The organism is Acidobacteriota bacterium, assembly GCA_016700075.1.
GTDB lineage: Bacteria > Acidobacteriota > Blastocatellia > Pyrinomonadales > Pyrinomonadaceae > OLB17.
This window is the reverse complement of sequence record CP065000.1, coordinates 718114-736558: the sequence shown is the minus strand read 5'-3', so window position 1 is coordinate 736558 and position 18445 is coordinate 718114. Positions and strand designations below refer to the sequence as shown.

General features: G+C 54.8%; 4 protein-coding genes. 2 read left to right on the top strand and 2 right to left on the bottom strand.

Translation table 11 applies throughout. From position 1 onward, the window contains the following. Positions 1–29 precede the first annotated feature (29 nt). Both IPM50_03450 and IPM50_03445 read right to left on the bottom strand, forming a co-directional pair. Entirely contained in the window at positions 30–2624 is a 2595-nt protein-coding gene (locus tag IPM50_03450; GenBank protein ID QQS33651.1) for a serine/threonine protein kinase, read from the bottom strand. A gap of 6 nt (positions 2625–2630) precedes the next feature. Further along, on the bottom strand, positions 2631–3206 hold the full coding sequence (locus tag IPM50_03445) for a sigma-70 family RNA polymerase sigma factor (protein QQS34446.1): 576 nt from the start codon (positions 3204–3206) through the stop codon (positions 2631–2633). A gap of 120 nt (positions 3207–3326) precedes the next feature. On the opposite strand from IPM50_03445, the gene IPM50_03440 reads away from it, so the two are divergent. Next, on the top strand, positions 3327–11315 hold the full coding sequence (locus IPM50_03440) for a carboxypeptidase regulatory-like domain-containing protein (GenBank protein QQS33650.1): 7989 nt from the start codon (positions 3327–3329) through the stop codon (positions 11313–11315). Between the two features lie 90 nt (positions 11316–11405). Then, positions 11406–18443 carry a CSLREA domain-containing protein gene (locus IPM50_03435; GenBank protein ID QQS33649.1) on the top strand — a complete coding sequence of 2346 codons (7038 nt, stop codon included), beginning with the start codon at positions 11406–11408 and terminating at the stop codon, positions 18441–18443. The last annotated feature ends 2 nt before the right edge of the window (positions 18444–18445 follow it).

Sequence of the window (18445 nt, the reverse complement as noted above, 5' to 3'; positions counted from 1 at the left end):
AATGTGCAGGCCCGCAATAAACTAATACTTTAGACGGATGCAAGCATCTTCTCAACGTCCGTAACGAGTTCGGCGTCGGCTCCGCCGAGCGAACCGGCAGCAGCGAGGGCGTCGAGAGCCGCTTTTGCTCGGGTCAGGGTCACGCGAGCCGCGGCGTTCTCTCCGACCAATATCTGCGTTTTGCCGACCGCACGCAGTGCCTGTGCCAGGTCGCGGCGTGCCATTTTGTTCTGTTCGTCGTCGGCTATCAGACGTTCGTAAATGACGGCGGCGTTCTGATATTTCAGCAGAGCATCCTGGCGGTCGCCCCGTTTTATGCTGGTATCGCCGAGACGTATGTAGAGCTTGGCAAGGTCGGTCTGATACAACTTGTTCTTTGGCTCGCGTTCGATCAGTTCTTCTAAGATGCGGCCTGCGCGAGTCAGTTGCGATGTGCCTGCCGAAGCATCGCCCACCTTTGTGCTCATTATCCCGACACGGGAAATAGAACGAGCCAAGTCGAACTTCGCCTGCGAATCTGCGGCGTCCAGTTCTGAACGTCTTGCCGCGACCGTCTCCGCCTCTTTTGCGTACTGAAGTGAAACGTCGTCCTTCGAATCCTCGTAAATGCTGCTTGCCAGCAGCAGCACCTGCCAACGCGTCGCCATCGTCTCGGTTGATGAAGCCTCTCGGCGAAAGAGTTCGTTCGACAGCTCTAATGCTTTCGCCATAGACGTCTCGGCCTCAGGCTGACGGCTGTCCCACGAAAGAGCGTTCCCGTGAAAAGCAAACAGCCGGGCGGTCAATATGTCCTTTCGCAGCGAAGGTGCGGTTATCTTGTTCAATTCGGCAATGGCCGCGTCGAATTGTTCGTTCGCCTCCTTGTATTGATTATTGAAAGCGAAGATTCGGCCATGATCGGTCGCGGCATCAACTGCCGCAAGCTGAAGGCCGGCATCGTTCGGAGATCGTCCAATCAGTTTTGCGATAGCGTTTCTAGCCATGCTGATGTCCATGAGCGAACCGGCGGTGTCGTTCTGGCGGTTGCGTATCGCGGCCGAGGTCTGCAGGTTTCGGGCAAGAGCGGCGAGATTATCATTCGAATCGGCAAGGGTCCGGCGCAGTTCGCGTGCCTTTTCAAAGCTCTGGATCGCACCGGCGTAATCGCTAAGGTTCGGCTTGTCGATGTTCCCCTGCAGATCGCCGACCTTTTCATACGCCGCGGCAAGCTCGGCACGCAATGCCTCGTCATCGACGGCCTCGGCGGAAAGGGAATCGAGATATTCCAGAGCACGCCGGACCAGCATCTCGCGTGCTTCGACCGAGCCCGGCAGCCGTTCGATCTTTGGAGAAATGTCAAAAAGAAGCGAATTCGAAAGCTGGCGCACGTCCTGAAAACGGCGTTCCGCACGGTCGCGGTCGCGGCGAGCCTGTTCGGCCTGCCAAAGTGCGACACCGAGCCCCGCAACAAGTGCTATCAAGATCAACGCCGCCGAGATGAAGGCTGCCTTGTTGCGTGCGAACGATTTAGCGGCGATGTAGCCGAACGTATTCGGCCGAGCTGCGATGGGCCGCCCATCGAGATGCCGTCGAATGTCGGCGGCCATGTCGTCAACGGTCTGAAAGCGCCTTTCCGGTTCTTTGCGTAACGTTTTGAGAACGATCACGTCCAGATCGCCGCGAAGCTCGGTTCTTGCGTTGTTTCCTGTCGCAATATCTTCGACAGAACTCGGCCGCAGAGGCTCGGTCTCTGTCATCGTTCGGATCATCTCGTCGAGGCTCTTGTCATCGATATTGTAGGGTTCGCGGCCGGTAAGCAGTTCGTAGAGCACGACGCCCAGCGAGTAAATGTCGCTTGCGGTCGTGACAGCGGCGCCTTTGAACTGTTCTGGCGAAGCATACGCCGGCGTGAACGCCCGAAACGCCGTCTGCGTTTTGTTCGTATCGAAACTCAGAGCTTTGGCTAGCCCAAAATCCAACAGTTTCGGCTCGCCGTCGGCGGCCACCATGATGTTCGAGGGCTTAATATCGCGGTGAATGATGAGGTTTCGATGTGCGAATGAGACCGCCGAGCAGACCTTTAGGAATAGTTCGAGACGCTCGCGTATCGACAGATTTTTGTCATTCGCATAGTCGGTCAGCGGCTTGCCTTCGATATACTCCATCGCAAGGAAAGGTTCGCCGGATCCGGTCACACCGCCGTCATGCAAAGCCGCGATATTAGGGTGATGCAGATCGGCGAGGATCTGCCGCTCTGCCAGAAAACGCTTCAGCGTGTCGCTGTCAACGACAGACTGACGGACGACCTTTAGAGCGACCCGCATTTTGAACTGCCCGTCGTCGCGTTCCGCCAAAAAGACCGCGCCCATGCCGCCGCTGCCGAGTTCGCGGATGATGCGGTAATTGCCGAATTGGCGCCCCGTCAGGTCAGGCTCGTTTTGTGTAATGTTTGCAGCGAGGTCAACAGCGTTTTCTTCGATTATGTTCTCAGGTTGATCGGCGGCGGCGAGCAGAGAAACTACCTCGTCGTGTAATTCGGGATCTCGTTCACAAAGTTCGTCAAGAAATTGGCTGCGTGCTTCTTCTTGCAGTTCGTAAGCCTTTGCAAATGAATCCTTTACAAGCTGCCAATCCAGTTCGGGCATATCGTATCAATTCGCGGCATCGCGCCGAAGTTCGCGTTGGAACCATGCTTTTGCGAAGGTCCATTCGCGGCGGACGGTCGATTCGCCCAGTTCCATCACATATGCCGTTTCCTCAATAGAAAGCCCACCGAAAAAGCGCAGTTCGACTATCTTTGCCTGACGCGGATCGATCTTTTCAAGAGCGATCAGGGCATCTTCAAGAGCGATCAGGTCTACCTGTTTGTCGTCGGGGATGCTTATCGCCTCGTCCAAGACAAGACGTTGGCTGGCGCGTTTTCTTGTATTGCGGGCACGGGCGTGGTCGATCAGCACTTTACGCATGACCTGCGCCGCTACCGCGAAGAACTGAGCGCGGTTCTCCCATGTGACATTCTTCCAATCGACCAGCCGAACATACGCCTCGTGTACCAGCGCCGTCGCCTGCAGCGTGTGGTCGGGACGCTCGTTCTGCATGTACGCCGCGGCAAGCCGCCGAAGGTCGTCGTAAACGAGCTCCAGCAGTCGGTCGGGCGCAGACCTACTACCATCCGTCATCTGACGAAGCAGCAGCGTTACATCTGATCTGTTGCCCTCAGCCGGCATATTTAGCGGAAACAACGACATTATAGCAGATTCCAATTTCGCAAAAACTCTTTTCTTATGAGCGCTTTTGCCTCAATTTAACGCCCTATTGGGTGAAAGACCAGTCCCGAGGCAAGAATTATGCGAAAAACAGCAGTAATGTTCGGAATTTTGTTGATTGCAGCGGCGGTGTTCGCTGCCTCAGGCGTTAGTTTTGAGTTTCTATCCACAAAGGCGAAAGCAGCGGCCGAGTTTGAAACAGCCGCCGCTTTGCCGGATCAAAAGGATCTGCCGGAGGTTAAATATACGGCAGTTTCGTCCGGCGTAGGAGTTGCGGAATCGATGTTTGGCGGCGCGGCGGTCGCCGGCGCATCAGCGGATTTCGATTCGGACGGCGTTAAAGACGTCGTGACCGTCGATACGACCGGCAGAATGCGGCTTTTCCGCGGCAATGCCGACACGATCTATCCAAATCATCCCGAGGCGGTCGCTCGACGTGCCGAACGCGGCGAACCGATGCCATTTGAGCCAACTGACGTCGAAGTTTTGCTGCCGACCGTTCCCGATCTGCTATTCTCCGGTGACCTAAATGGCGACGGTTTTACTGACATAATTGCCGTGACAACGGGCCTCGATCGCCTGAATTTGGTGTTCGGCGGCGGTTACGGTGCGTTCTCACAGCCCGTTTCAATCCCTGTCGGCGGACGCATAACGGCGATGGATGTCGGCGAAATAGGTCGTAATGATAAAGTTGCCGACCTTGCTGTTGCATACCAGAACAAAGAAGGCTCTTTCGTCGCAATATTCGAGCACCGCGAAGGTGCCTTTCGCAGAGCTCCTGAGCGATTTCGTATCGCGGCCCCTGCAAATGCGATCGCCATCGGCAAGCTCGACGCGGACCCTTACGGTGATGTTGCCGTTGCTTCGGGAAGTTTGCTGACCATCATCCATGGCCGCGGAAATCCTTATCCGCTGGATATGTCAACCGACATCAAGATCGAACGCCCAAAGGCGGTCTTTCAATCGCGGCAGATCAATTTCCAGATCTCAGATCTGGTTGCCGGAAATTTTGGGGAAAGCTACGGCGAAGGCCTAGTCCTGCTTGGAACTGACGGACGGCTCGTTCATATGCAGCCGCGACGTGAAACCGTCGAACCATCACGTCGAATGACGCAGGAAGAGCGTTCAAAGACAGAGACGCCGCAGTTCCTGCCGATAGATGTTGACGCTGAAACCTATCGCGTTGCAAAGGAAAGTTCCGGGATCACACCGGAAAATGCTGTGGAATTCTCACAGTCAATGATCGATTACGGCAAATATGATGGGAATCCCGAAGAATTGATCGAGCAGCAGCGTCGTGATTATTTGGATAAGCTCAATGCAATGGAGCCGTCGGCCCGTTCTCGCTACCTTTCCGAGAAGGCAGATCAAACACGCCGACAGGAAGCGCGCCGCAAGGAGCTTTTCGAAGCAATGCTCGCTGCAAGGCCGATCCCGATCGCATCGTTTACGTCCGAAATGATCGCTCAACCTGGCGGCCTTGCGTCATCTGCCGCTGCTGCGGCACGCTCAAAACTTGTTCGGGGCCGCTTTTCATCTTCAAACTCCGACGATATAGCCGTCATCGGCTCGTCGAACGAGATCTTTATCGCCGGCAAATTCCGGCGCGATGTTGACGGCCTGCAGGCCGGCTTCGGGACCGTCGCGCTGGAATCCGGCGGCCCTGTTTCCCAGGTCATCCCGATGCGGCTCAATGCTGACGGCCTGAATGACCTCGTGATCCTCGGCGCGGGAACAGCTGCTCCGCGAGTTGCGACGTCGGAAGGGACAGTAGTTCTGGTTGTCAACACCACCGACGATCAAACATCGGGTGATTGCCTTGGCGGGCCAGAGCCTTGCGGGCTGCGGCGTGCTATCCAGCAGGCGAACTTCTTTGGCGGAAATGTGCGTGAAATACGCTTCAATATACCGGGCAATGGCCCATTCAAATTTGAGCCGGCAACCAACTATCCTTCTCTTTTGCGTCCGGTCATCATTGATGGCACGACGCAGCCCGGATTTGCCGGAACGCCGATCATTGAGATCGACGGTACGAACATAAGCGGGTCTGCAGAAGGAATAAGGGTACAGTCCTCGAACACAGTCATTCGCGGCCTGGTCATCAACAATATGCCTGCCGTCAATTACAACGGATCCCTGATCGGCGGCAGCGGCATTGTGGTGTTGAGTACCAATCTCAGGCCGAATATTCAGAATGTCACCATCGAGGGCAATTATCTCGGCACTAACGTTGACGGCACTGCAAGAAGGCCGAATTGGGGGAACGGCGTTCAGATCTTCGACGCTTATCTGAATACAGTTGGCGGTACGGTTGCCGCGGCACGCAACCTGCTCTCGGGCAATGGCGACACTTCTCAGAGCAACAGCGCCGGTGTCGGCCTTGCGATCACGGCGGGCCACGAGAACAAAATATTCGGAAATTATATTGGGACCGATACCGCTGGCAACGTCAAGGTGCGCAATGAAACAGGTGTGTTCCTCGCGGGTATTCAAAACGAATTCGGCGGCGACGGCTTCGGCGAAGGCAATGTCGTTTCCGGCAACGGAGGCGAGCCGAATCAATTTAACCAATGCGGCGGCGGAGGAATGTGGCTGACGGCGTTGTTTCGCGATTCTAATGGAGAACTCGTTTCTTATGACAATCTGATCCGCGGCAACCTGATCGGGACGCGTGCCTCCGGACTTTCAGGTTTGGGCAATTGTCATGTCGGCATTTCGACCATCGGCAATATCAATACCGAAATCGGCTCGAGTGCCGCATCCGGCAGGAACACGATCGCCGATAACGGACTGGATGGACTTTACTGCGGATTCAGTGAGTACAGCTTCGAGTTATTTAGCGGATTCTGTTTCATAGGCGGCAATAATATCGGGACAAATGCAACAGGAACATCCGCGATACCGAACGACTGGCGAAATCAGCCGGGAGGGTTTGTGATGATCACCGGAGTAGTCTGGCTTACGCCTTCTCAGAATGATTTCGCAATATTTGGGGCTCCGGGCGGCACAACGCCAAATGGGGCTTGTACAGGATTTTGCAACCTGTTGTCAGGGAATGCCAGTCAGAGTGCGAGTCCGGGCGGTGCACTGCACAAGACCGGAGGCGGAACTGTCTTGGTCCACAACAACGTTGTCGGGCTAAATAAGAATGGCACCACAGAATTGCCGAACAACATCGGGATCGTGACCCGATTTAACACGACCGTCGTAGGCGGACCTCTATTTGACGGCCAGAATTTCATCGATGGTGGGAACACCGTATCCGGTAATCGCCTTAATGCAATTGTTCCGCAGGCTGAAACGCCCGGATCATTCACCACAGTTCGCGGGAATCGTGTCGGTTCTTCAACGGATGGATTGTCAGGCATTGGAAACGGCGTCGGAGGCACCGGATCGACCGGTATCAATGCGTTTTCCGCACCGACCGCGACCGTGATCGTGGGCGGCACGACGCCTTTTTCTCGAAACTATGTCGTAGATCAAAAGAGCGATCTGATCTCAATGGGCTCTCGCGGTACAGGCATCGGCGTTTCGACATTTGGGCGGTCAGAAGTGGTCGGAAATTGGGTCGGGCTCAATGTCCAAGGACTTCCGCTTGGCAATTCAGGCGTGGGCATAAACGCAAGCGGCAATGGCGATACCCGTATTGGCGGAACGGGCGTCGGTGAAGGGAACGTGATCAAAAACAACGGCAGAGCGGGCGTCACCGTCGTGAATTTTGCAAATGTAAGCCAAGGTGCCACAAAGCCCGAACGAATACAGATCCGCGGCAACACCATCGCATTCAATGGCGAACTTGGCATCGATCTGATGAATGCCTTGCCGGGAAACAATTATCCTAACGGCGTGACGCCGAACGACTGTGATGACATCGATACCGGGGCAAACGATCTGCAGAATTTCCCTGAGCTTTTCACGCCTGTCCCAAATCAGGACGGCACGTTGCGGATCGACACGATACTTCGCAGTAATCCGTCGCGTAATTTCACCATTGATTACTATTTGAACACGCAGGGTGATCCGACAAATCACGGCGAGGGCGAGAGCTATCTCGGTTCTATCAATGTCATGACCAACGGCAACGGGTTTGTTTCGGCGGCTTTCAACACGCCGATCCAATTGGCACCGACCGCCTTGATCACGGCAACGGCAACCGACCAGAACGGCAATACGTCAGAATTCTCATGCATCGCGGGTGTATGTCATCAGAGCGCCAATTTTGCAGAGGCTTTGGAAAGGTCCGAACTCGGGCTGCAGTGCATCGAGCCTATCGTTGTTAATGTCGAGGGCAATGAAGATGATCTCGATGGCGACCTGCCGATACAGCAGCGTGACGGACTCTGCGATGTCGATCTCGATACGCCGGGTGAGCAGTGCACGCTTCGTGCGGCCATTCAGGAAGCGAACGCCCGTCCGGGATTTGACCAGATCAATTTCGATATTCCCGGCGGCGGCATTCGAACGATCACGATCCCGAACGCGGGGCCGCTGCTTCCGGATGTAAAGGGCGACGTTGATATAAACGCCATAAGCCAGCCCGGATGGTCAGGTTCGCCTATGGTCCAGCTTGTCGGCGAAGTGATCAACCAAACGGCACCGGCACGAGGCGTCACGATTGCGGGGAATGATGCTATCGTTCGCGGGCTGTCGATAAGTAGATTTGCGATCAATATTGATATCGCGAACGCATCGGGAACAGCTAACAACAACCGCGTCGAGAATTGCTACATCGGCGTCAATGCAGACGGCACCTTCGATCCGAACACGCCATCTGTCATCGGCGTGGCTCTTGTCGGCAATCCGCAAACGGTGCGAGACAACAAGATCGGGAGTGTCTTTAACGGAAACGTGATAGGCAACAACTCATCAGGTATCGTCATAGCCGGCTCAAACGCGCGTTTCAATCAGGTGCTGGGAAACAAGATCGGCACAAATCAGGCAGGCACGTCCGCGATACCCAATGAGGTCGGTGTCGTCGTCGGCAGCGGTGCACGTGAGAATACCGTCGGTGCAGAGCTATATAACGGCGGCAATTTGATCTCCGGCAACATCGGACATGGAATCGCCATCAGCAGCAATGCCACGCTGAACAAAGTGACCGGCAACCTCATCGGAACCGCACAAAATGGCATGGATCGCCTTGCCAATGGTTTCCAGGGCATTTGGATAACCGGCGGTGCGAACAACAACACGGTCGGCGGAGCGAACGATTTTCGTAACATCATCAGCGGCAACAACGGCAGCGAACAGCCCGAGACGGCGAGTGAGATCTTTATTGACATCAATTCGAACAACAACAAGGTCGTTGGCAATTTTATCGGGTTGAAATTGAGCTGGAATGCAGACTTCGGTGTTCCATTCGGCGTTACGATATCGAGTTCGGGCAATACGATCGGCGGCGAGGTAAATGCCCAAAATGATTTCGGCGTCAGCCAATCAGCTGTGATCATAACGGCAACAGGCAGCAACAATGCGATGAACAACACCATCTCCTACAATCGCATAGGGACCTACTCGGTTGGCCAATCCGCAGGTAATGCAAACGCAGGCATCACGCTGCAGGGCAATACTTCCGGCACGAACATCACACACAATCAGATCTCGGGCAATGCGGCCGCGGGCATCCTTATTCATCAGGGAGCTTCGGGCTCGAATATTTCTAACAACAAGATCGGCACAACGAACGACGGGAACGGCGACATTCCGAACGGCGTCGGCATTCTGATGACCGGTTCGTCCGGTAACAGCATCTTGGCGAATGTCATTTCAGGCAACAGGTTCGCGAACGTTTACCTCGGTGACGATTTCTCAAGCAATTTTGCAGCTGTGGGCAATGCGGTTAGGGCGATCGATGCGTTCTTCCCAGACGTCAAGCGGCGTGAGGGTGCAAATTACACGCTAGCCAACATAATTCAGAATAATCGCATTGGTACCAATACCGCGGGAACGCAGGGGCTCAACAATGGCGGCGTCGGTGTACAGATCGGCGAGAACGCCCGCGAAAATCAGATCGGCGGCAGCCGAAGCGGCAATCAGGGGAATATAATTTCCGGACATCTGAATCAGGACAGAACACCTTTCGGTGTCTATATTGGATCGATATTCGATGAGCCGGGCGATGACCGTCTGCCGCGCGATAATTACGTCCAGGGAAACACGATCGGGCTAGGTGTGAACGGTTTGTTTATAGGCAATGGTGTCGGCATAAAGGTGGCGGGAGGTGTGAATAATCTGATCGGAGCGGAGCAGGGCTGCGTTCCAAAGAACAACTGTGACCCGTACGACCTTTCAAATGTCATTGGCGGCAGTTTGAATGAAGGGGTGATACTGGAATCGCAGGGCACGTCAGACACGCAAATAAATGGAAATCTGGTCGGCGTAAAAGAGGACGGCTCGGCCGCGGGCAACGGAAGTACCGGCGTCAAGCTTTCATCTGTCGGCTATACCGAAGCTACCGGAAATATTGTCGGCAACAACAACGGCGACGGATTCGTGGTAGAGGACCCGATAAAGGTTATGCCTAGGCGAACGGAACTTCTTGGAGTCAATGTGAAGATCACGGGCAATTTTATCGGGGTTTTCAAACGATTCGAAGGGCAGAACGTCGTTACTGCAATAAATCAGGGCTCGGGCCTATTGATCAACAACGTTCCCAACGTGCTGGTTGGTGCCTTCAGTAGCGACGAGGCAAAGAACGTAATTGCGGCGAACCGCGACCACGGCATCAAGATACTCGGCCCTGATTCGCAGAATAATATCGTCAATCATTCTGTCATTGGCACGGACGAGGATTCCACATTGAATATCGGCAACGGCGAGGACGGGATCAATATCGAATCCGCCGGCAACAATACCATCGGCGATCCGGGCGGCGATCCCGACCGGGCACCGACCGTCGGTGGTAATCAGCGCAACGGCATCGCGTTGATAAACAACTCCGTTTTCAATACGGTTCAGGGGGCACTTGTAGGTGTTAACCGGCTCTTCAAATCGACACTTGCTGTTCCAAATCAGCAAAACGGCGTTCGCATTGAAAATAGCAGCAACAATCGGATTGGAAACGCACTCTTGCCTATCCGCAACTTCATCGGTGCAAATCAGCGCAATGGTGTTCTTTTGAATGGCGTAGGAGCTCAGTTGAACCAGATCTTCAATAACAGCATAGGCGGCAGCGGATTGGGCAATCAACTTCATGGTGTTCACGTTACGGGCGGGGCAAACAACAACGCCATTGGAGGAGAGCAGGCCAATCAGTCGAATCAGATATTCGAGAACGGCGGCAACGGCATTCTCATCGACGAGTTTGAGGAAGGCCAACGCAGCAAAGCGGGCCGCCGCGAAGGCACACAGCAGTCGGTCAGGAACAGTATCGGGCAGAATGAGATATCGGGCAATCTTTTACTCGGTATCGATATCGGCGAACCCGGACGAACCGATAATGATCCCGAAGACGCGGATGAGGGGCCGAATCGCGGCCAGAACTATCCTGAATTGGAAAATCTGCGCATTGACGAATTCGATCGCGTATTGGTCGAGGCCCGCGTAGATTCGCATCCGGATAATCAGAATTATGGTATGAAGGGAATTCGCATCGACTTCTACAAGTCTGACCTCGTCGGTCAGGGAAGCGAATACCTTGCGACCTACTTCTGGACCGAAGGCGATTTCTTTGGCGACAACTTTGTCGAATATGACCTCGGCGACGCGAACGAGATCGGCATTACGCTGCTTGACAAGATCACTGCCGTTGCCACCGATGCGGATGGAAATTCTTCCGAGTTCTTCCCGGTGGAATTTGGGCCGACATCGGCAGGCGTGAGCGTTTCGGGGCGTGTGATGACGGCAGATGGGCGGCCTGTGCAGCAGGTAACGATCGAGATCGCGGATACTGACGGCAACGTACGTCGTGTGCTGACCAACAGCTTCGGCTACTTCGTGATCGAAGGCGTTGCGGCTGGACGCAATTACGTGCTTTCGGCAAAAAGCCGAAGATATCGCTTCTCGCCGGCGGATATTTTGCTGTCGGTAACCGACCCGATCGAAAACGCCGACTTTACGGCTGTCGAGTGAATTTGCGAATGAAAATTTTTCGTCGTAGGCCTTAGCGCATCCTCCGAAAATTCTCGCCCTATTAGGTAAGAGACAGTTTCGGAGGATGTTATGCGTAAGTTTTTATCGGCAATAGCGATTGTGACGGCTTCATTGGCCGTTTTGGGGTCTTTTTCATACGAAAACCTGAGTTCTATTGTTTCGGCGACAGTTTCTGACGGCAGCACGGCGAAAGTCGGTCCTGTTGTCGCAAAGGCCGCTGACGGCAGCAAGCCCGGCTTTCCGCACGTTAATTTCGAGGAACCGCGTTTTGCCGCCGCGGCTGAAAGTGCGCTTTCGGGCGTGAAAGCCGCTGCATCGGCGGATCTCGATTCCGACGGCGTTACGGATATCGTCGCGGTCACCGCGTCAGGGGCAATACACATGGTCCGCGGCACTGCGGACACGATCTATCCGAATTCTCCGGAAGCTAAACAAAAAAGGCTCGCAGGCGTCGCCGCTGACTCGCCTTTCACCGAAACTATAGCCGAGGTAATGCTCGGTTTCGCCCCTGATTTCGTTGAAACGGGCGATGTGAACGCCGACGGTCACGCCGATGTTGTAATTGCCTCAAGAAACAGCGACAGGTTTTTCGTCCTCGCGGGCGACGGCCGCGGTAATCTTGGCCTGCCGCAGCCGTTCGAGGTTGGCGGACGTATTACCTCGATCACCATTGGCGAGATCGGTCGTCCTGACGGACAAGCTGACCTGGCGGTAGCCGCCGTTACGAAAGAAGGCCCGCGGCTGATGGTCTATGAGCATCCCGAAGGAGCCTTCGCCCGCAAACCCGAAATTCATCAACTTCCTGCCGAAGCGACATCGCTGGCCATCGGCCGTCTGGACGGCGATTCCTATTATGACGTCGCCGCGGCGTGCGGCAATGTGCTGGCGATTCACCACGGACGCGGGCAACCATATCCGCTTGATATGTCTGCAGGTGTTCGCCGCCCCGATGCCGTAACACAGTCGATCCGTTTGAACTCAAACATCCGTGCGATCTCAGTAGGCCGTTTTACTGAAGGTCGCAATGACAGCATCGCGATCCTCGATGGAACGGGAAACATCGAACTCCTCGAACCGCGACCCCGTGCGCCGAAAACGCGGCCCGACGGTGCGGCCTTACCTGACAACGCACGAGGCACGAACTTTGTCCCCGCCGGTGATCAACTCGAATCGAATGAACGCGTGCGCGATGTAGCTGTTCTCAAATCAACACTTCCGCAAACCGCAGAACAGGCCGAAGAAATGGGATTGTTGATGGGCGACCGCGGCCGCTACGGCAACGACATACAGAAATTGGCCGAGGAACGCATGGCTGAACGCAATGCCCACCTCGGATCGCTCAGCGAATCCGAGAAAGATGCTTATGTCACCGCCGAGACTCAAAAGACGAAGGAACGGGAACGGCTCCGCAAGGAACTATTCGAAAAGAACCTCGCCGCTCAGCCCGTTCCGTTTCGTGAATTCGTCCGCACGACGCTCGTAACGGACGCAAGGCTTGCGATCGCATCATTCGCCGGCAGCGGTGCGAAACTGGTGAAAGCCGCGGTTTCTGATTCCGGTTTCGACGATCTGATCTTCGCGGATGCCGCTTCCGGGCAACTCCATATCGTCGCGAAAACGGGAGCACGCGAAAACGCATCGCGGGCGAATGTGTTCACGATCGAGAGCGGGAACTCGCCTTCCGCCGTCCTGCCGATGAGGCTAAATCCTGACGGACTTAAGGACTTGCTTGTATTAAGCGAGAACGGCAACGCTCAGGTTCTGATGACCGCTCCGGCAAATGTTTACGTTGTCGACTCCAACAGCTCAGGGGGCGGCGATTGTAATACACCGGGACTCTGCACTCTGCGTCGAGCAGTGTTTCTGGCTAACGTTGATCTCGGACCAAGTGTCATTGCGTTTAACATCGGCGGCGGCGGTCATCAGACGATCAATTTTGTCATCGACCTGGAAGATATCTACGGAACCGTGACGATCGACGGCACAACGCAGCCTGGTTTTACTGGTTCGCCGATCATCGAGATCCGAGGCGACGCAGGGCCGGGAACGAAGAACGGCCTTTCGATGAAAACAACAAACTCTGTCGTTCGCGGCCTTGTCATTAACAGTATGCCCGCGACAAATGGCGGAAACGGTCAACTGATCGAAGGAAACGGCATCGCGATATTTACGACGAATAGCTTTCCCAATGTGCACAGCAATCTCGTCGAGGGCAATTTTCTAGGGACAGACGTCACCGGGTCAGTAGAGCAGCCGAACGAAGCGACGGGCGTTCTAATTTATGATTCTGACCTGAACACTGTTGGCGGCAACCTTCCCGCATCTCGCAACCTAATTTCCGGGAATGGGCTTGCGGGCAGCATTCCGGGCTCGCTGTCAGGCGCAGGCCTTGCGATCACAGCCGGTAACGAATCGGAGGTAAAAGGAAATTTCATCGGTACGGATATAACTGGTTTGCAGCGGTTAGGCAACGATCAGGGCGTCTTGCTGATGGGTATCAACAACGTCGTTGGCGGCGATGAGCCCGGTTCATACAACGTCATTTCAGCCAATGGATTCGACGTGCCTGTACTAAATCGATGCCTTGGTGTTGGTGTCGGTATCGAGACCCTGATCGAGCTGGAATTTGGCCAATTGATCGTCGATAACAACCGGATAAAGGGTAATCTGATCGGAACGAACCTCGCTGGTAACGGTCCGCTTGGTAACTGTGGTACCGGTGTTTCCTCGGCAGGAAATTTGAATACATTCATAGGCTCCATCACAGCTGAAGGCAGAAATACTATCTCTGATAATGGCGAAAATGCGGTTCACTGTGCGTTCAATTTCTCCTACGGCACCCCGCAGAGTGGCTCGTGCATCGTTGCCGGGAATGAGATAGGAACCGATATCACAGGCAATATAGCGATCCCGAACGATCAGCGGAATGGATGCTCCGGTTTTTGCATCGTCACCGATACGGTCTGGATGGGAACGAGTTCGATAGACTTTTCGGTCGTCGGTTCGCCCGGCGGCACCTCGGATTGGGAGGCCTGTACGGGTTTTTGTAACTTGGTATCCGGCAACCGCACGCAAAATCTCGGCGGCGGTGGCGTCTATAAGTCGGGATTCGGCCCCGCGTTAATTTTTAATAATTACATCGGCACCAATAAGGCAGGAACTGCTGCACTTCCCAATTTCTTTGGGTTCAATTCGTTCTTCGGATCATTCTTGTTTGGAGGAAGCTTTCCGGATGGAAACGGAGGTTTCATTTCCGGCGGAAATCTGGTTTCGGGAAATTACGTCGGCGGTGGATTTCACCAACCCCAAGAGGTTGGCGGGACATTTCGATTCACAGGTAATCGTTTCGGCACTTCGTCTGACGGGTTGTCAGCGATCTCAAACGGTGTCGGAGGCACGCAATCAGCCAATATCAATGTATTTGTCGCTCTCGGAACATTTGTCGAAATAGGCGGCGGCCAGCCGGGCGAACGAAATATCATATCCGCAGCGACCAGCGACACTTTCAATCAAGGAACTCGGGGCGACGGCGTATTCATCCGTAATTTTGGCGGTACGGTAAATATCTTTGGTAATTTCATTGGACTAAACCGAGATGGCGATGCTCTCGGTAATAGCGGCTCGGGCGTCGTTGTAACCGGTCCGGGCAAAACCAACGTCGGGGGTGTGGTTGGGGGAAATCCAAACGCGATCGCCCATAACGGTCGCGCAGGTGTCTTTGTTTACGACATCGGAATTCCAAACGCTCCCGTCGGCGACGTCAGCATTCGCGGAAATTCCATACGCGATAACGGCGGCCTTGGTATCGACCTCGCCGACACGGCGACGCTGCCCGATGGAGTAACGCCAAATGACTGCGGCGATCTCGATACCGGTGGGAATGGTCTGCAGAATTTTCCCGAGCTCGACGAACCGACTTTCAACGGCGACGGCACGGTCACGGTGACAGGAACCATCAGCGCACAGCCCGTTTCGACATATCTGATCGACTTTTATCAGAACGTCTTTGCAGATCCTACAAATTATGGCGAAGGCCAGGGCCTGATCGGTTCGGTGGTCGTCACGACGGACGGGAACGGTTTTGCCGAAATAAACTTCACATCGCCCGGAATCGTCCCGCCGGGACAGAAGATCAGCTCAACGGCGACTGACGAGAACGGCAGGACATCGGAATTTTCCTGTATAGCGGGCGAATGTAACCAGCGTGAGCTCATTGAGGCACGCAAGGAAGGCGGCCAGTGTCTGACATCGATTGTTGTGAATTCGACCGGCGATGAACCCGACGAGAATACGGCGGACGGCGTCTGTGATATCGATACGTCGAACACCGGCCTGCAGTGTACGCTGCGTGCCGCCATTGAACAGGCGAACGCGAGCCCCGGCTTCGACATTATTCTTTTCGATATTCCCGGAACAGGAGTCCATACTATTTCGCCTTTGACACTTCTCCCGACGATCAGTGAAAAAGCGTCGATCCTCGGCCGCTCTCAGCCCGGCTACAGCGGCACGCCGCTGATCGAGATACGCGGCGACGCCGGTTCTTTGGGCACGGGAATCCGTGTCGGGGCAAGCGAGGTCAAGATCAACGGACTGACGGTGAACCGTTTCAGCAACAGCATGATCCAGCTCGGCGGCGGAACGGATCAGTATCGCGAGTTAACGGTTGAGAACAGTTATATCTGCATTAACTCGGACGGCGAAACTTCGCCGGGAGCGATCGCGGGTAGCGGTATTCTGGTGGGTGGCAGAGTGCAGGGAGCCTCGATCAACGGAAATACAATCGGCGGCTGTAGCAACGGCGTTCAGCTCGGGTCCGCGGCATCGACCAGCATCCAAAATGTTGTGGTCGCGAACAATAACATCGGCATCAGCCGTTCGGGCAGCGTGACCATACCGAATGATGAGGGAATACTGTTGACGACAGGCTCCTCCAACAACGTAATTGGCGGCAGATTTGGCGATGGCGGCAACAACATTTCGGGCAATCTGCAATACGGGATCGACATCCGTTCTAACGGCAATCGCATACTTGGAAACCTGATCGGCCTGCTCCCCGACGGCAGCACGAACGCCCGCAATCAAATTGCCGGGATCCGTCTGTTCTCCGGCAGTTCAAATCAGATCGGCGGTTCATTTGAGGAGCGGAACGTTATATCGGGCCACCGATCGACCGATTCGTCGGGCAGTGCCGGAATTGCGATCGCGCCGGGAGCTTCCGGCAATACCATCATCAACAATCTCATCGGCACCGATATAAATGGAAGCTCCGGCTCTCCTTCACGGGCCAATGAATTCGGTATATGGCTACTCGGCGGCGCGTCGAATACCATTGGCGGGTTGCCGAACCAGAGAAACGTCATTTCAAACAACGAAATAGGCGTAGCTGTCTCGCCGCCTTCAGGGCAGAGCGTTTCTAATACGACGATATCGTTCAACCGTATCGGCACAGACATCAGCGGAAATTCGACAATGCCGAATGTGACCGGGATCCTGGTCGAAGAGGGATCAGACATATCGAACCTGAATGTTTCGCAAAACCTGATCTCCGGCAATCTGGACGGTGTGCATATCCGAGGCGTTCAATACGGCATCACTATCGACGGCAACCGTATCGGTACGAATGAAAGCGGACAATCCGCCCTTCCGAACGTACGCGGCATCCTTATGCAAAGTGCTTCCGGACATGAAATACTCAGCAACTTGATCTCCGGCAACAGCGGCATCGGTATTGAATTGAACGACCTCGGCAACGGGCCGTCTGACAGCAATACCATCGCAGGAAACAGCATCGGAACCAATGCATTAGGGACCGCTGCAGTCCCGAACGGCGTGTCGGGAATCGCCATATTGGGAGGTTCTTCAAGTAATACCATCGGCGGAACGCTGTCCGGCAACAACGGTACAAATGTCGGAAACACCATCTCGGGCAACACAAGCGGTCCGGGGCTAACTATATCCGAAGGGTCGTCAGGAAATCTTGTTCAGGGAAATCGTATCGGGATACAAAGAACGGCACCCCTCGTCCTTCCAAATGCTTCGGGTATCGTCGTTGAGAACTCGAGTAATAACATCATCGGCATCGACCCATCGAACTGCACAGGGCCTTTGTGTTTTGACTACGCGAATATCATTGGCGGCAATTTCAATGACGCTATCCGCATCAGCTCGGGCTTTTCGAATACAGTTGTCGGCAATTTCGTCGGCGTAATGCCGAATGGGACGCCAATCGCAAACGGTGGTTCAGGGGTCTCATTGAACTTCGGCTCCGGCAGCAACATCATCGGCGGTGTCAGCGAAGAAGAGCCGGGACGCAACCTGGGCAGCGCTCCCGTTTCGTTCGGCAACACCATCGCTCACAACGGCCAAAACGGTATCGTGCTGCAACCGACCGCAGGAACCGGGAACAGAATTGAAAGGAACAATATCTTTTCGAATACTCTGCTGGGGATCGACATAGGGCCGGCCGGACTGACGCCTAACGATCCCGGCGATCCGGACGAAGGGCCGAACCGGCTGCAGAATTTCCCCGAGATCAGCAATTACAACATCGACGGCAGCGGCGACCTGATCGTTACGTATCGTGTTGATTCCAACCCGGCGTTCTCTAGCTACGGCGCCGATGGGCTGTATATCGAGTTCTTCAAATCCGATATGACAGGAGAGGGGAAGTCGTTCCTCGGATCAGCCCGTTACACGGTGGCCGATTTCGGAGGCGGTTTCAAACAGCTAAACCTCGGCAATGCGGCCGCAATTGAGTTTGCGTTCGGCGACTACATCACAGCGACCGCAACCGATGCGGGGAACAATACGTCGGAGTTTTTCCCTGTGAATTTCACGCCGACATCTGCAGGCGTGAGCGTTTCGGGGCGTGTCCTGACCGCGGACGGACGGCCTGTGCAGCAGGTTACGATCGAGATCGCCGATACCGACGGCAACGTGCGGCGTGTGCTGACCAACAGCTTCGGTTACTACGTCATCGAGAACGTCGCAGCAGGACGGAATTATGTTCTGTCCGCAAAGAGCCGTCAGTGGCGATTCTCGCCGGCGGATAGGATCCTGTCGGTTACCGATCCGATCAATGACGCTGATTTTACGGCGATCGAGTAGCT

Excerpts from the sequence above, each read along its gene's own strand:
- IPM50_03450 (QQS33651.1), bottom strand. The coding sequence starts at position 2,624 with ATGCCCGAACTGGATTGGCAGCTTGTAAAGGATTCATTTGCAAAGGCT.
- IPM50_03445 (QQS34446.1), bottom strand. The coding sequence starts at position 3,206 with ATGCCGGCTGAGGGCAACAGATCAGATGTAACGCTGCTGCTTCGTCAG.
- IPM50_03440 (QQS33650.1), top strand. The coding sequence starts at position 3,327 with ATGCGAAAAACAGCAGTAATGTTCGGAATTTTGTTGATTGCAGCGGCG.
- IPM50_03435 (QQS33649.1), top strand. The coding sequence starts at position 11,406 with ATGCGTAAGTTTTTATCGGCAATAGCGATTGTGACGGCTTCATTGGCC.